The sequence below is a fragment of the Corynebacterium sp. CCUG 61414 genome, assembly GCF_024453945.1.
Lineage (GTDB): Bacteria > Actinomycetota > Actinomycetes > Mycobacteriales > Mycobacteriaceae > Corynebacterium > Corynebacterium pseudogenitalium.
Genome location: NZ_JAGPYU010000005.1, coordinates 39,893 through 54,797, shown reverse-complemented (window position 1 = coordinate 54,797; position 14,905 = coordinate 39,893). Strand labels below are relative to the sequence as shown.

The 14,905-nt window shown below is 61.1% G+C and carries 15 protein-coding genes; 8 read left to right on the top strand and 7 right to left on the bottom strand.

What is annotated here, in order from left to right; translation table 11 throughout:
- Window positions 1-308: 308 nt before the first annotated feature.
- A complete protein-coding gene (locus KBX14_RS05780) occupies window positions 309-1,265 on the top strand; it encodes a diaminopimelate dehydrogenase (RefSeq protein WP_070361687.1) in 957 nt (318 codons plus the stop codon).
- Window positions 1,266-1,394: 129 nt separating this feature from the next.
- Window positions 1,395-2,192: a hypothetical protein gene (locus tag KBX14_RS05775; RefSeq protein WP_256042037.1), complete on the top strand. Its 798-nt coding sequence runs from the start codon at window positions 1,395-1,397 to the stop codon at window positions 2,190-2,192.
- A 217-nt stretch (window positions 2,193-2,409) separates the two neighbouring features.
- On the opposite strand, the gene KBX14_RS05770 is transcribed toward KBX14_RS05775, so the two are convergent.
- Window positions 2,410-2,553: a hypothetical protein gene (locus KBX14_RS05770; RefSeq protein WP_176754794.1), complete on the bottom strand. Its 144-nt coding sequence runs from the start codon at window positions 2,551-2,553 to the stop codon at window positions 2,410-2,412.
- 270 nt (window positions 2,554-2,823) lie between these two features.
- On the opposite strand from KBX14_RS05770, the gene KBX14_RS05765 reads away from it, so the two are divergent.
- Both KBX14_RS05765 and KBX14_RS05760 read left to right on the top strand, forming a co-directional pair.
- Entirely contained in the window at window positions 2,824-4,059 is a 1,236-nt protein-coding gene (locus KBX14_RS05765; RefSeq protein ID WP_305083556.1) for an ATP-binding protein, read from the top strand.
- Window positions 4,046-4,489: a hypothetical protein gene (locus KBX14_RS05760; RefSeq protein WP_256042035.1), complete on the top strand. Its 444-nt coding sequence runs from the start codon at window positions 4,046-4,048 to the stop codon at window positions 4,487-4,489. The genes KBX14_RS05765 and KBX14_RS05760 overlap by 14 nt, the downstream gene beginning before the upstream one ends.
- A 322-nt stretch (window positions 4,490-4,811) precedes the next feature.
- On the opposite strand, the gene KBX14_RS05755 is transcribed toward KBX14_RS05760, so the two are convergent.
- From KBX14_RS05755 to panB, 3 genes are all read right to left on the bottom strand, one after another.
- Window positions 4,812-5,411, bottom strand: a complete 600-nt coding sequence (locus tag KBX14_RS05755) for a hypothetical protein (RefSeq protein ID WP_070975381.1) — start codon at window positions 5,409-5,411, stop codon at window positions 4,812-4,814.
- Between the two features lie 177 nt (window positions 5,412-5,588).
- Complete coding sequence (panC, locus tag KBX14_RS05750; RefSeq protein WP_256042034.1) at window positions 5,589-6,413, bottom strand: pantoate--beta-alanine ligase; 825 nt, start codon at window positions 6,411-6,413, stop codon at window positions 5,589-5,591.
- A gap of 11 nt (window positions 6,414-6,424) precedes the next feature.
- Window positions 6,425-7,228, bottom strand: coding sequence for a 3-methyl-2-oxobutanoate hydroxymethyltransferase (gene panB / locus KBX14_RS05745; protein WP_256042033.1), 804 nt, complete (start codon window positions 7,226-7,228; stop codon window positions 6,425-6,427).
- Between the two features lie 144 nt (window positions 7,229-7,372).
- On the opposite strand from panB, the gene KBX14_RS05740 reads away from it, so the two are divergent.
- Together KBX14_RS05740 and KBX14_RS05735 are read left to right on the top strand one after the other, a co-directional pair.
- On the top strand, window positions 7,373-7,978 hold the full coding sequence (locus KBX14_RS05740; protein WP_256042032.1) for a DUF3558 family protein: 606 nt from the start codon (window positions 7,373-7,375) through the stop codon (window positions 7,976-7,978).
- 108 nt (window positions 7,979-8,086) lie between these two features.
- Window positions 8,087-9,715, top strand: a complete 1,629-nt coding sequence (locus tag KBX14_RS05735) for a hypothetical protein (protein ID WP_256042031.1) — start codon at window positions 8,087-8,089, stop codon at window positions 9,713-9,715.
- On the opposite strand, the gene KBX14_RS05730 is transcribed toward KBX14_RS05735, so the two are convergent.
- Window positions 9,696-10,115, bottom strand: a complete 420-nt coding sequence (locus KBX14_RS05730; RefSeq protein ID WP_256042030.1) for a YbaN family protein — start codon at window positions 10,113-10,115, stop codon at window positions 9,696-9,698. The two genes, KBX14_RS05735 and KBX14_RS05730, sit on opposite strands and share 20 nt — an antisense overlap.
- Before the next feature lie 39 nt (window positions 10,116-10,154).
- Between KBX14_RS05730 and KBX14_RS05725 the strand changes: the two genes are divergently transcribed.
- The gene (locus tag KBX14_RS05725) at window positions 10,155-10,676 is read left to right on the top strand and encodes a flavodoxin domain-containing protein (protein ID WP_256042029.1); all 522 of its coding nucleotides are present in this window, start codon (window positions 10,155-10,157) and stop codon (window positions 10,674-10,676) included.
- Here the strand turns inward: KBX14_RS05725 and KBX14_RS05720 are convergent.
- On the bottom strand, window positions 10,673-11,131 hold the full coding sequence (locus tag KBX14_RS05720) for a hypothetical protein (RefSeq protein ID WP_070478557.1): 459 nt from the start codon (window positions 11,129-11,131) through the stop codon (window positions 10,673-10,675). The two genes, KBX14_RS05725 and KBX14_RS05720, sit on opposite strands and share 4 nt — an antisense overlap.
- Window positions 11,132-11,194: 63 nt before the next feature.
- Complete coding sequence (locus KBX14_RS05715; protein ID WP_256042028.1) at window positions 11,195-11,725, bottom strand: hypothetical protein; 531 nt, start codon at window positions 11,723-11,725, stop codon at window positions 11,195-11,197.
- A 352-nt stretch (window positions 11,726-12,077) separates the two neighbouring features.
- Between KBX14_RS05715 and leuS the strand changes: the two genes are divergently transcribed.
- Window positions 12,078-14,903, top strand: coding sequence for a leucine--tRNA ligase (leuS, locus tag KBX14_RS05710; protein ID WP_256042027.1), 2,826 nt, complete (start codon window positions 12,078-12,080; stop codon window positions 14,901-14,903).
- Window positions 14,904-14,905 lie beyond the last annotated feature (2 nt).

Genomic DNA, 14,905 nt, shown 5'->3' with positions numbered 1-14,905 from the left:
CAAAAACCCGGGTTCTGGTGCACAGCTAATTGCCAGAAACCCTTTCGCCAGCGGAGCCAGTGCCAAAGGACGCACCCGAAAATTCACGACCTGGGAAAACAGCCGTTTCCAAAACCGAAATTGCGTCCTTTGGCACTCGCTCCCTGTGACCAAGCCACCAGCAAGCCACCAGCAAGCCACCAACCTGCCACCAACCCGTCGTGCGCATTCCCTCACAACCGATGTGCGAGTAAAGTAGGCCCGTAATTTATGGGCAAACAGCCCAGAAGCCACGAGCCCAAAGGGCCACGAGGAAAGGGAGGCGCATTATGCGTGTTGGCATTGTCGGCTATGGAAACTTGGGCAAGAGTGTGGAGCAGCTGGTGAAGCTGCAGCCGGATATGGAGCTGTCGGCGATCTTCTCGCGCCGTAGCAAGCTGGACACGGACACTCGCGTGTTACCGGTGGCGGAGTTCGGACAGTACAAGGACGAGATTGACGTCGCGATTCTGTGCCTGGGTTCGGCGACGGATATTCCGGAGCAGGCGCCGGAGTTCGCGAAGTACGTGCCTACCGTGGACACCTACGATAATCACCGTGACATCCCACGTCACCGCAAGGCGATGGACGAGGTCGCGCGCGAGCACAACACGGTGTCCATCGTTTCCACTGGTTGGGACCCGGGCATGTTCTCGTTGAACCGCGCGATGGCGGAGGCAATTCTGCCGAATGCGCAGCAGCACACGTTCTGGGGCCCGGGCTTGTCGCAGGGTCACTCGGATGCGGTGCGCAGGATTGAGGGCGTCGCGAAGGGTGTGCAGTACACGATCCCAGCGCCGGATGCGTTGGATCGCGCGCGCCGCGGCGAGACCGAGGGTCTCGACGGCAAGTCCGCCCACAAGCGCGTCGTTTACATCGTGCCGGAGGATGGCGCCGACACCGCCGCCATCGAGCACACCATCCGCACGATGCCGGACTACTTCGTCGGCTACGAGGTAGAGGTCAACTTTATTGACGACGCCACCTTCGTCCGCGAGCATTCCGGCATGCCGCACGGCGGTCACGTGATCACCACTGGTGGCGTCGGCGAGAACCACCAGCTTGTCGAGTACACCCTGGAACTTTCCAGCAACCCCGACTTCACCGGCGCCGTCGCCGTCGCGTACGCGCGCGCGGCTGCCCGCCTCGCGGAGGATGGCAAGTCGGGCGCGTTCACGGTGTTGGAGGTCCCGCCGTACCTGCTCTCCCCGGTCGCTCTCGACGACCTGATCGCCCGAGACGTCTAACTCACGGGTAGAAGGTACCGCAAAAGGCCCTTAGAGATTTTGTGAACAGATTTGCATATGCAGATCTGTTCACATTTTTCTGACTCTTCTGGCTACACTTCCTGGAAATAACATTTTCAGGAGGCCCCTGTGAAGAAGTTCATTGCGCTGTTTGTGGCGTTCGTGCTCGCAATCTTGGCAGCGCCGAGTGCTTCGGCGATCTCCGTGCGTGGCGACGCCGCTTCGCCCCGATCCGCAGTTGCTGTGGTGCATGCGGGTGGGGGAGTGGAGGCGTCGAGAAATGGGTGGGAGGCGCGGCCGGCGCTGAGCCTGAGCAAGCTCTACCTGGGCTATTGGGTGCTGTACCACGGGGCGCCGCGGCATAAGGCGATGGTGGAGGAGATGGTGCGCACCTCGAACGACGGCATTGCGGGCACGCTGGATGCGGCGTACCCGCAGGCGATTGACGCGATCGCGCGCGACTTCAAATTGAGCGCTACTCAACGGCGCGGGAACTGGGGAGTGGCGAGTACGTCGGCGGTGGACGTCGCGAGGTTTGTGCAGGCCATCCGGCATGATCCGGTGGCCGCGCCGCTGCTGCGCGGCATGGCGCACGCGGCACCCGTCGCCGCCGACGGCTTCCCGCAGAACTACGGCACCTCGAGACTGCCCGGTGTCCAGGGCACGAAGTTCGGCTGGGCCGACGACCGTCGCAGCTCCACCGCGACGGTTAGTTACGGTGCCGGGTTCGCGGTCGCGGTGCTCACGTACGGTGATGTGCATGCGAACACGGTCGATGCGCAGCGTGCCGTCGATACCTCGGTGATGCCGGGGCCGAGCGGTGGCCGACGAGTTGTTGATATGTTGCCGCCGCAGACGCCGAACGAGATCAGGAACCTGGTTCCGAAGCATTGGGAGGTCCCGGCGGGCTCGTCGGTGCCGTGGTAAGGCGAGGTCCTGACCAGCCATTACGAGAATAGAGGGGGCTAATCGTCCAAGGTTTCGACGTTTCAGGAAAACCTTGGGAGATTAGGGGCAGGCGCAATTCTGTTCACAAAATCCCGAGCAAGCTTTTCATCGGCCAATCTCGACACAGAACGCCGAATGGAGCAGCTAGATCAGGCCCCCGGGCATCCGATGCGCATCGGCAAAGTGTCGTGGTGAATTACGGCAGCATTGCAGCGATGTTGGCTGGCAGCATCGGCTCGAGCGCTGGCAGTGCGACTGTGCCGAGGACGCCCGCGATCAGCAGCGCGATAGACGTCCAGAATGCTACTGCGCGTTCATGCTGCGCCACCCTGGTAATCAACCACGGCTCATCGTGGCTGTGTGTGGGGCAGTGGAGAATGCGCAGTGGGTCTGAGTGTGATTTTGAGTGTTGTTCTTCAAAATCGCACTCAGAATCGCTCTTACACAGTAAGATATGCCTTTAACCTGCGGGTTTTGAGTGCGATTCTGATTTATATTTTGAGTTATACTTCTATACATGAGCGAAACCGCTATCAAAACCACCATCAACACACTGCGAGACATAGGCAACGACACCTAAAAAATCGAAGCAAAAGATGCCTCGCATGGCTTGCCAAAGAGCATTGATGAAACTCTCTCTGCGTTTGGAAATATGCCAGAGGGTGGAGTCATCCTGCTCGGTGTGGCAGAAGAAGACGGCAGTTTCCCCGTGACAGGTATTTCCAGCCCAAAGACCGTAGAGAGTCAGTTAGCAAATAAAGCACGACAGAAGATCGTGCCTCCCCTCCACCTCGGTGCTATCGAAACTGCAACAGTCGATGGCAAGACTGTGCTGCAGTGCATCGTTCCTCCGCAGCCCTCGGACCGTAAGCCATTCCGGGTTGGGAAGGGCGGCCCCGCCTACATCCGGTCCGGTGACGGTGACTACGAGCTTGACCCAAACGAGGAACAGCTTCTTGTTTCGCAACGCGGAGTCCCAAAGCACGATCGGGCACCTGTGGAGGGCGCCAGCGTAGAACGAGACCTCGACCCGGATCTGCTTGAACAGTATCTGGAGCAAGAGCGCTCACAATCCAGGCGTCTTGCCCAACTACCGCGAGAAGAGCAGTTGATTCGCACCAACGTCGTCGCACCCGATACAGGCGAGCCCACGGTGGCAGCAATTTATGCCCTCGGTATACACCCCCAGCAGTTTTTGCCTCTCAACGTCAAAGCACACGTTACCCGCGGACCACATGACCCCAGGGCAATGCGAATGCGGGACAGGGAAGAATTCACCGGACCAGTGCCCGATTTGCTTGAAGCGGTAGTCGAGTGGGTCACCGACCACCTGCAAACAACCACCGTCTTTACTGATGGCCACGGCAAGGATGTGCCAGAGCTTCCCACGTTGGCCATTCGCGAGATTGTAGCCAACGCACTTGTCCACCGTGACCTGTCTCCGGCTAGCATGCTTGCCTACACACAAGTAGTAAAGCACTCAGACAAGCTCATCGTGGTCAACCCTGGCGGACTTTGGGGATTGACCGAAAGCGAACTTGGCAACACCGGACCGCGGGCACGCAATCCCGTCTTGTACCGCATGTGTACTGCAGTAAAGACGCCGAAAGGACACCGCGTCATTGAGGCGAGTGCGACGGGCATTCCCGCAGTACGTGAGGCTCTTCATGACGCCTTCCTCCCCGCCCCCTATTTCAAAGACAGAGTCATCGACTTCCAAGCGATCCTGACCTCTTCGACCATGCTTTCCGAAGCGGATCTCGCTTGGGCTACGAATCTTCCGGGGGGGGGGAGAGGTGTTTTCCACGGCGCAGCGCCATGCGCTCATCCGGATGCGCAATGGTGAGACGCTTACCAACGCGTCCTATCGCCAAGAATTCCCGATGGACTCCACCCAAGCACGCGCCGAGTTACAACAGCTTGTGGAATACGGCCTAGCGACCGCCCTTGGCCAAGCAGGTGGCACCGTTTATTCTTTCCTCCCGGAAGAGACATCTGCGCCGAAAGCCCCAGAGTCAGCAACTCCGACATCTCCACAATCACGGAGCCGCGCGTACCTACGGAGCGGGGAAAAAATCGACCTGATCCGCAAAGCGCTCCACCACGCCGGACAGCCACTGTCCAAACGTGAAATCGCCGAGCACACTGGCATGAGTTACGGTCAAATAACCCCGACCCTGAAGGCAATGGAGCAGCAAGGCATCATTACGTTCACAGAAAAGCACTGGAACGCGAAGAACCAGCGCTACGCGCTTTCTGGTGAACAAGACGAGTAGATGCGGACAACGCGGCGTCGAAAAAGAGCACCGCGCCTATCACCAGCACAGCGATCAGGGAGATCAAGAACTCGGTATGGCTCCCCTCAGCGCTCGGCCACAAGTCGATCAAGCCCGGCACCGCAAGCACAAGACCTGCGATCGCGATATAGCTTTGCGGCACTCCTGTAAATCTCTTGCCGCAGCTAATCGACGTCCAACTCCGTCCCAATAATGCGGCCCGTCTAGACGTAACTAATCGTCCAAGGTTTCCGTGTCTCCGGGAAACCATGGACGATTAGTCGGGTGCATTCGGCTTGTGTTGACAGAGGCCGTGATGGTGTTACGGCAGCATTGCAGCGATGTTGGCTGGCAGCATCGGCTTGAGCGCTGGCAGCGCGACCGCGCCGAGCACGCCCGCGATCAGCAGCGCGACCGGCGTCCAGAACGTTGCCGCGCGACCCGCGTTTGTCATCTTCGAGGACTGCTGGGTGATGAAGCTTGCCTCGTAGTTTTCGCCCTTGGCGCAGGCGATGTAGGATTTGAAACTTTCAATCGTGTACAGGAGTTCAGGGAACTCCTTGAGTATTTTCTCATCTTTGGTGATGGTGGTGCCAGTGTAGAACTGGATTAGCAGGCTGCGGTTGGTGCTTTGGAGTTCCCTCAGACGTGCCTCGATCTTTGGAAGATTCTCTATCGCCCATGTGCGGTCGGTTTGCTTCGTAAAGTAAGCAGCTTCGCTAGGGTCATCGAGGTGGCGCTGAACAATTGACATGTTAGTTTCTGTAATCTTGCACGTATTTTTGTCGACCATCTTGTTGCCCAGCGGTGCAGAGATTAGGTAGGAGTCCATCGGGTGCTTCTCAGTTTCGGCGCCCGTGGTCAGTGCGAGCGCCCCGACGGTCATGGTTGCGGCGAGGGCTACGGCTGCAATTTTCTTCACACCGAAAACTCCTTTGGGCGACAGGAAAAACAAGGTTCTTGTATATTCAAGCCCCCTCAGCGGTTGTCAAGGCTGCGGCCCGGGCGCGAAGTCAAGTGCAATTCTGTTCACAAAATCCCGAGCAAGCTTGTCAGCACACCTTCCACTCCAAAACCCCGGAACTCGCAGCGCCCCGGCCTACCCAAGCAGCGCGTTGTCGATGAGCCGCACGCCGTCCACCGTCGCCGCAACGAGCGCCAGGCCGGGCTCGGACGTCGGCTGCAACGTATCCGGATCGACGACCACCAGGTAGTCCAGCGTCACGCCCTCCGAAGCCGCGAGCTCCGCGCGCACGGCATCCACGTCCAACGCGCCCGCCTCGGCCTGTTCCTGCAGCGTCCACAGCGAACGCGACAGCGCCAGCGCCTGCGAACGCCCTGCCTCGGAGAGGCGCACGTTGCGCGAGGACTGCGCCAGTCCGTCAGCGGCGCGCGCGATGGGCAGGGTGCGGATCTCCACGTCGTGGTTCAGGTCGCGAACCATCCGGCGCAGAACCGCCACCTGCTGCGCGTCCTTCTGCCCGAAGTAGGCGACGTCCGGTTTGGCCAGGTTGAACAGCTTGTTGACGACGGTCGCGACACCGTCGAAGTGCCCCGGCCGCGACGCGCCTTCCAGGACGGTGCCCATCTCGCCGGTGCGGACCCAGATCTGTGGAATCCCGCCGGGGTACATCTCCTCGACGCTGGGCGCGAACACGATGTCCACACCGAGGCCCTCGCAAAACGTTGAGTCAGCCTCAATATCGCGTGGGTAGTTGCGGTAATCGTCGGTGTCGCCGAGGTCGGTGAACTGCAGTGGGTTGAGGAACACGCTGGTAATCAGCGTATCGACCTCTCGCCGCGCACGCTCGATGAGCGTGCCGTGCCCCGAGTGCAGGGCGCCCATCGTCGGCACCAGCCCGACGGTCCCGGTTGCTTCGGCGCGTGCCGCGCGGAGCTCTTCAACAGTGGTAATGACTCGCATGGTGGCCTTCCTTAGTCCTCGAATGATTCGGCAGCAGCAGGGAAGTCTCCCTTTTCGACGTCCTCCCGGTACCTCCGCGCGCCCTCCAGCAGCTGCGCTCCCAGGTCCGCGTACTGACGTACAAACCGCGGCGTTTTTCCGCCGGCGCGGAACCCGAACGCGTCCTGCCACACGAGCACCTGCCCGTCAGTGCCGTTACCTGCGCCGATGCCGATGGTCGGGACCGGAACCTCCTGCGTGACCCGCGTCGCGATCTCCGAAGGCACCATCTCCAAAACGACCGCGAAAGCACCCGCGGTTGCGACGGCGGTGGCGTCGTCAAGTAGTTGCTGGGCCGCGTCACCGCGACCTTGGACAACGTAGCCGCCGAGCGCGTGCTCGGATTGCGGCGTGAACCCGATGTGCCCGCAGACGGGAATGCCGGCGTCGACAAGCGTTTTGATCGTCGGCGCCATCTCGACGCCGCCCTCCAGCTTCACTGCCTGCGCCCCGGTCTCCTTCATGACGCGCACCGCCGCGGCGAGCGCCTGCGCCGGCGACTCCTCATACGTGCCGAACGGCAGATCAACCACCACAAACGCACGCTGCGTCGAGCGCACGACGGCGGCGGCGAACGTGATCATCTCGTCGAGCGTAATCGGCAGGGTAGTGGTGTGGCCGAGCACCACGTTGGCCGCCGAATCCCCAACGAGCAGGAAGTCGATCCCGGCTTCGTCGAAGATCTGGGCGGTCATGGTGTCGTAGCTGGTCAGCGCCGTAAATTTGCGGCCTTCTGCCTTCGCCTGCGCGAAGTAACGAGTACGGAGTCGTTTCATAGGGCCTTATATTAGGACGCTGGGTGGCGCCCCGCTGGCGGTTTTTGAAAACCGGATGTCCACCATGGTGTGCACAAAACCCTTTACAATCGCGCGAAATGCACTAGGTTGTGTAGAAACACTTTGAAAAACGGGGGGGACACTTTGCGCACCTATACCTTGGCACCACTGCTCGCCGCCACACTTCTCGCTGGCTGCTCCAGCACCACCCTTATCGACGCCCCCTCCGCCACACCCAACGCCCCTCCGGCGGATTCTGCTGGTCAAAGAGCCTTTGTCTTCGAATCCGGTACCGTCCCCATCGGCGACTTCGACCCATTCACGCTTGCCCCCGAGGACTACTTCGATCCCTGCAACGACATCACCGAGGACGAATTCCGCCGCGCGGGCTTCACCGGCGAAATCAAGCGGAGCACGGACGGGGAGATTGACTCGCCGCATGGGACTTCGGTTTGTAGCTTTTTTGATTATGAAATTGGGAGTCACATTACGCTGATGGCTATCGATGTGGATCGCAAAATAATAGAAGAAGTGAGAAATATCGATCCTGGTTTTTCGTCTGAAGTTCTCGAAGATGCTTACGTTTATCACAAAGGGCCGGAAGTCGTGCCTAGTAACCCATGCATTGCCCAGCTAGACACTACGCGCGGCGGTATTGGCGTTTTCTATTACACGAGAAACGAGAATGCTAACCAGGAAGCCAGGTGCGGGATGGCACTGCAGCTCTTAGAAGCGTTGTACGAAATATAAATTCTTTGAAATCAATTTGGGGGAAAAATGACACGGCTATTTCTAGAAGTTGAAGACGTTAATTCAGCGATTACCACGTTATACAAAGTGCAAGATACGTCGTTTGTAATGTCAGGACTGGCGGCAGTGCCAGCCTCCACCTTCTCCGCCGTCTCCGGCCTCCGCGAGGCAGGGGAGAAACACGGGGCGATCTACTCGGAGCACGCTCCACTTGCGACGGACGCGTTCACAGGGAATGTGAAGTCGTCGGCAAAGGTGTTGAAGGTCTGCCTGGACAATACGGTGATGGCGGACGATTCGATTGCGGGGATTGTGAACGCGGTCGGGCTTAGTGGAACGCCTGGGTTGAGCGGGTTGGGTTCAAATCTGGGGATGTCGTCGGCGGCCGCGGTTGCGAAGAGTTACAAGACGCAGCCGTTCAGCAACAGTGCGGTGTATGCGTCGACGGATGGGAGCTTCGAGTCGCTGGTGAGCAACATCCTGACCACGAATACCGCGGTGCCGACGGGGTTAGCGTCGAATTGGACGTCGAACGCGCAGCGTATTTACGAGATGGTGGAGGCCATCGCCCCGGCCATTGCGTCCCTGGAATCTTCAGCAGAGACCGAGTTCGTCGCCCAGGCGATTGCGCGTCTCCAGCTGATTCAGGCAGCGGGTTCCGAGTACGCAGCCAACTCGGCGGCGCTTGCGGGGAATAACACGGGGTTGGCGGCGTTGGCGTCGTCGTCGCAACTTATGGCAGCGGCAGCTCAGGCTGCGGCGATAGCAGCTGAGGCCGTCTCCCCGGCCGCGGTGAAGGCTGTGAAGGAGGCCTTCGTTAGTTCCTACCCGATGTACGTGAACTCGTACCTGCCGGCGACGAACCCGACCTTCGTCAAGCTGCTTCCGGATCTCACCGATGTCACCGGTTCCGACTTCTCCATCAGCGGCCCACCTGCGCCGACAGCACCCGAGTTCGGGGACGCACCGATGCCGGCGGGGCTTGCCAGCATCTTTGCCAACAACGGTTACACGGATCTCGCCAACGCGCGCGGCCCGCAGGACGTGTTGCAGCAGTTCGGGAAGCCGAACCCGGACATGCTCAACGCCATCGCGTCCGGCGCCACCCCGACCCAGGTCGCCTCGGCGCAGGCACCGACGCTTCCTCCACCAGGCGCACTGAACGCTCCGGCAGCGAATGTCGCGCCGGGCGCTGGCCTCCATGGCGGTCTCGCCTCCGGTGCAGGCGGGCTCAGCGGTGCGACGACCGGCGCCGCCTCCGCAGCAGGCTCCGGCGTAGGCGCAGGCCAAGGCGCATTCGGTGGCATGCCAATGGGCGGCGCAGGCGGTGGTGGCCGCCATCGCGCCGGGTCACTGCACCAGCAATCAGCAGGGTTCGGCTCCTCAGCAGGCGCAGCCTCAGGCTCAGCCACAGGCTTCGGCTCCAACGCTGGCCTCGCCGGCGGCGGCGCGGGAGGCTTCGCCGGGCGGCCAGGCGCCGGGTCCACAGGCGGCTTCGGCGGCCAACCAGGCGCAGCGGGTGCCACAGGTTCTGCCACCAACACCGCAGGTCAGCAAGGGCAGCGAGGCGGCTTCATGGGTGCACCAATGTCGCAGGGCCGCGGCAAAGATGACAAGAAGCAACGCCCCAAAGCGGTCACCAGTGCCGTCGAGAGGGAGGGCAACATCCACGCCCTTCTTGGCGACGCCCCCTTGGTCAACCCCGGCGTCATCGGCTTCAACGTGCGTGGTCGGTAGGCAGTCCAGCGCGCTGGCGTAGTTCGGCGGCGCGCTCGGGGCGTGGCCGCAGCCGCCAGATGTGCGCGCTCACCGCGGTGCCGATCGCGGCGAGCAGCAACGCCACCGGCCACAGCCCAACCACCGCGATCACCACCCATATGGAGGCGCCCATCCCCAACCACAGCAGTCCCAGAATCCGCAGCTTCTGCGCCCGCGTCAGCTGTCCTGAGTAGTAGTCAATAATGAATGGTCCGAACGTGTCGTGGCGCAGCAGGTAGCGCTCCAGCCTCGGTGAGCTCCGCGTGAAGCACACCAGCGCAAGCAGCAGAAACGGCGTCGTGGGCAGGATCGGAACCCACACGCCGACCGCTCCCAGGGCAAGCGCCACCAGCCCCACAATCATGTACACGTATCGCATCGTCGCCACATTCTAGCCGCAACATGCAACAATAGTTGTATGACTGCCTGCACTATCCTGTACGCCTCGTTCTACGGATCCACCAAGGAATACGCCGATGAGCTGGCGAAACGCCTCGGCACTGCCGCCGAGCCAATCCCCGACGCCGACTTCTCTCCCGAAGGCCCCATCGTGGTTCTCGCCCCCATCCACGGCCCGAACAACCCCGGCGCCAGCTTCATCCGCAAGCTCCCTGACCCACTTTTCGACGCCCACTCCGTCTCCCTCGTCACCGTCGGCATGAGCCTGGACGAAGTGGCCGTCGATAAGGACTTTTCCGCGAAACTTTTGGGCAGCCGCGCGGATAGCGTCACCCGCTTCTACCTGCCCGGGCGCATGAACTACTCCGAGCTGTCGGCCGCCCACGCCGCCACGATGGCGGGCGTCGTCGGCGCTTTGCGGCTGAAACCGCGCAAGTCCGCGAACGACCGCATGATGATCGACACCTATAACAAGGACGTCGACCGCGTTGACTTCACCCGCCTCGCCCCCGTCGAGGCCTGGGTGCGCGACAACAGCTAGCGGATCAAACCGGCCTGCTTTGCCAGGCCTGCGATACCGGCCAGCACCGTGAACACGACGCCGATAATGATGCCGGCTTTCGTGCCGTCATCCATCGGCTCAGCCTTGAAATCCTTGCCCTGCAGGCATGCCTGGAGCGCCATGCCATCGTTGATGGCTGCGGTGTCCTCAGCAATCGAGGAGCCAAACGCCTCACTGACCTGCGACGACTGCTGCAGCTTGGTCAGGTCTGCCTCCGCCAGCTTCTTGGCATCCGCTTGCTGTGCAACCCAAATCCTGACCTCGTTCTGGGTGTGCGTGCCGTTGTTCTTGGTCATGTTGGCGCTGTCGAACTTCAGCGTGCAGTGCGGCTGGTAGTTCTTGTGGCTCATCGTGTTCGACGCAGCATCGGCAGTCGGCGCGAGCATGGAGGCAGCCATCGCAGTAGCGACGACGGTAGCGGTGATCTTTTTCATGATTGCGTCCTTTTCGTATGCAAAAGCTCCGCGGTGGGCGGAGCTCCAATGGGGTTGGGGTACTTACTTGAAGTACTCGGTCAGGAAGTTCAGCACCGGTGCTGGCAGCATGTGGCGGAACTCAGGCGAGAAGGCTGCACCAAGTGCAGCGATACCCAGGAGTGTAGGAACGATGACCGAAAGCCAGTACGCTGCCGCGCGGCCCTCGTGTGGCTCGATCATCGAAGAAAGCCTGTTTTCGAAGCCAGTGGTGTAGTTCTGGCCATTCGCGCAAGCCTGCAGCGCGAGCTTGCCTTCTCCGCGCTCGAAGTCGGAGCGTGTTGAATCCTTGGTACCTTGCAGAAAGTCCTTGCGGGCTTGAAGCTGATTGTCAACCATAGAGGTATTCCGCAGTTTTGCAGCAGCTTCGGTTCGCGTTAGTACTTCTTTAAAGCCGCTCGAGTAGGTGATCGTGCACTTGTTGCCGGAGACAACGGTGGTCACCGAGTAGGCGTCGTCAAGGCTGCTGCCCTTGTCTTCTGCGGCTCCAGCCGCCGGGACGAGCAGGCCGAGGGTCATAGTTGCAGCTACGGCTGCGGTTGCAAACTTCTTCACAGGGGACGCTCCTTGCGTTGACAGTGAACTGTTAAGAATCACTTATCATATTCAGTCAGCCATACGCTTTCCGCAAGCTTCTACCCCCGAACGGTCTACACCTGGGCTTTCAAAACTTCCGTTGACCGAGCAGATTTCGAAGCTTTTCGACGCCAATTCCTCCATCTCACGCCGACCTGCATTGGTCAACGCTAAGAGGTCGACCGGAACGTCTCGCCGGTCGACAGGCAAATGGTCTGGACCCCATGCAATTCTGTTCACGAAATCTCGAACAAAATCGAGAGGACATATCCCACCCGCCAACACCACCACACACCCCACCTCCGGGCCCCACCCACTACACTGTGTATCCATGACTAACGCGAGCGAAACCCCAGCGCACCGTTACGGCGCTGGCCTGGCAAATCAGATTGAGCAGAAGTGGCAGACGTTCTGGAAGGACAACGGCACGTTTAACGCGCCGAACCCGGTCGGCGACCTCGCCACGGGCGACCCACTGCCCGAGGACAAACTGAATGTGCAGGACATGTTCCCGTACCCGTCGGGCGCGGGGCTGCATGTGGGTCACCCGCTCGGCTACATCGCGACGGACGTGTTTGCCCGCTACAACCGCATGTTGGGCAAGAACGTGCTGCACACGTTGGGCTATGACGCGTTTGGTCTTCCGGCGGAGCAGTACGCGATTCAGACGGGTACGCATCCGCGTACGACGACTGAGGCGAATATCCAGAATATGAAGCGTCAGCTGGGCCAGTTGGGTCTGGGCCATGATCCGCGTCGTTCGGTGGCGACGACGGATCCGGAGTTTTATAAGTGGACGCAGTGGATTTTCCTGCAGATTTATAACGCCTGGTTTGATGAGGAGCTGCAGAAGGCCCGCCCGATTGAGGAGCTGGTCCGTGACTTGCTCACAGGCGCGCGCCTGACCAAGGACGGCCGTAACTTCCGCGACTTGACGCACGCGGAGAAACACAAGGCGATTGACGAGTTCCGCTTGGTGTACCTGTCCGATTCGATGGTGAACTGGTGCCCTGGCCTGGGCACGGTGCTGGCGAATGAGGAGGTCACGGCGGAGGGTCGTTCGGAGCGCGGAAACTTCCCGGTGTTCCGGAAGCGGCTGCGTCAGTGGATGATGCGTATTACTGACTACTCGGATCGCCTGCTTGATGACCTTGACTTGCTGGATTGGCCGGACAAGGTCAAGGCGATGCAACGGAATTGGATTGGGCGTTCGCGTGGTGCGCAGGTGGCGTTTGCGTCGGAGGCGGGCCCGCTCGAGGTGTTCACGACGCGCCCGGACACCCTGTTTGGCGCCACCTACATGGTGCTCGCGCCTGAGCACCCGCTTGTCGACGCCCTCACCGCCGATGCTTTCCCGGCCGACACGGATGAGCGTTGGATGAATGGGGCGGGGTCGCCGAAGGTGGCCGTCGAGAAGTATAGGGCGGCGATTGCTGCCAAGAGTGACTTGGAGCGGCAGGAGAATAAGGAGAAGACTGGCGTGTTCTTGGGTTCGTTTGCGACGAACCCGGTGAGCGGCGAGCAGGTGCCGATCTTTATTGCTGACTATGTGTTGACGGGCTACGGTACGGGCGCGATTATGGCTGTGCCAGCGCATGATGAGCGCGACTACGAGTTCGCGAGCGTCTTTGGCCTGCCGATTGTGCCGGTGCTCGACGGCGACGTCACAGAAGCTGCGTTTACTGGCGATGCGCCGCACATTAATTCTGCGAACGAGCAGGGCCTGGACCTCAACGGCCTGGGCAAGGACGAGGGCATCGCGAAGGCGATCGAGTGGCTGGCCGCGAACGGTGCTGGTGAGGAGAAGATCCAGTACAAGCTTCGCGACTGGCTCTTTGCCCGCCAGCGCTACTGGGGCGAGCCGTTCCCAATCGTCTACGACGAAAATGGCCAGGCGCACGGCCTGCCGGAGGACATGCTGCCGGTGGAGTTGCCGCAGGTGGAGGACTACAACCCGGTGTCCTTCGACCCGGAGGACGCGGATTCTGAGCCGGCGCCGCCGCTGGCGAAGGCCACCGACTGGGTCGAGGTCGAGCTCGATCTGGGCGAGGGCACGAAGAAGTACTGGCGCGACACGAACGTGATGCCGCAGTGGGCGGGTTCGTCCTGGTACCAGCTGCGCTACATCGACCCGACGAACCAGGACACCTTCTGCGACATCGAGAACGAGCGCTACTGGACCGGCCCCCGCGGCGAGAACGATCCGGGCGGCGTGGACCTCTACGTCGGCGGTGTGGAGCACGCGGTGCTGCACCTGCTCTACGCCCGTTTCTGGCACAAGGTGCTCTACGACCTGGGCTTTGTTTCTTCGAAGGAGCCGTACCGCCGCCTGTTCAACCAGGGATATATCCAGGCGTACGCCTACACGGATTCGCGTGGCGTGTACGTCCCGGCCGCCGAGGTGGAGGAGAAGGACGGCAAGTTCTACCGCAACGGCGAGGAGGTCAACCGCGAGTACGGCAAGATGGGCAAGTCCCTGAAGAACGCCGTCGCGCCGGATGACATCTGCCGCGATTACGGTGCGGATACCCTGCGTGTCTACGAGATGTCGATGGGCCCGCTGGACACGTCGCGCCCGTGGGCGACGAAGGACGTCGTCGGCGCGCACCGTTTCCTGCAGCGCCTGTGGCGCCTGGTTGTGGACGAGGAGTCCGGCGAGGTCACCGTCACCGACGCCGCGCTCACCGAGGAGGACAATAAGCAGCTGCACCGCACCATCGCCGGTGTCCGCGATGATTACGAGCACCTGCGGGACAACACGGTCGTCGCAAAGCTGATTGAGTTCACGAACTACCTGACCAAGACGTACCCGTCGGGCGCCCCGCGCGCGGCGGTCACTCCGCTGGTGCAGATGGTCGCGCCGCTCGCCCCGCACATCGCCGAGGAACTCTGGGCAAAGCTCGGCCACGCCGACACCATCACGTTCGAGCCGTTCCCGACCTTCGAGGAATCATTCCTTGTCGACGCCACCATCGAACTACCCGTCCAGATCAACGGCAAGGTGAAGGCCCGGATCAACGTCCCGACGGACGCCTCCAAGGAGGACACCGAGGCGGTTGCGCTGACGGATGCGCGTGTCAAGGAACTGACCGACGGCAAGAATGTGGTCAAGGTGATTGTGGTGCCGGGCCGGATGGTGAACCTGGTCGTTAAGTAAAC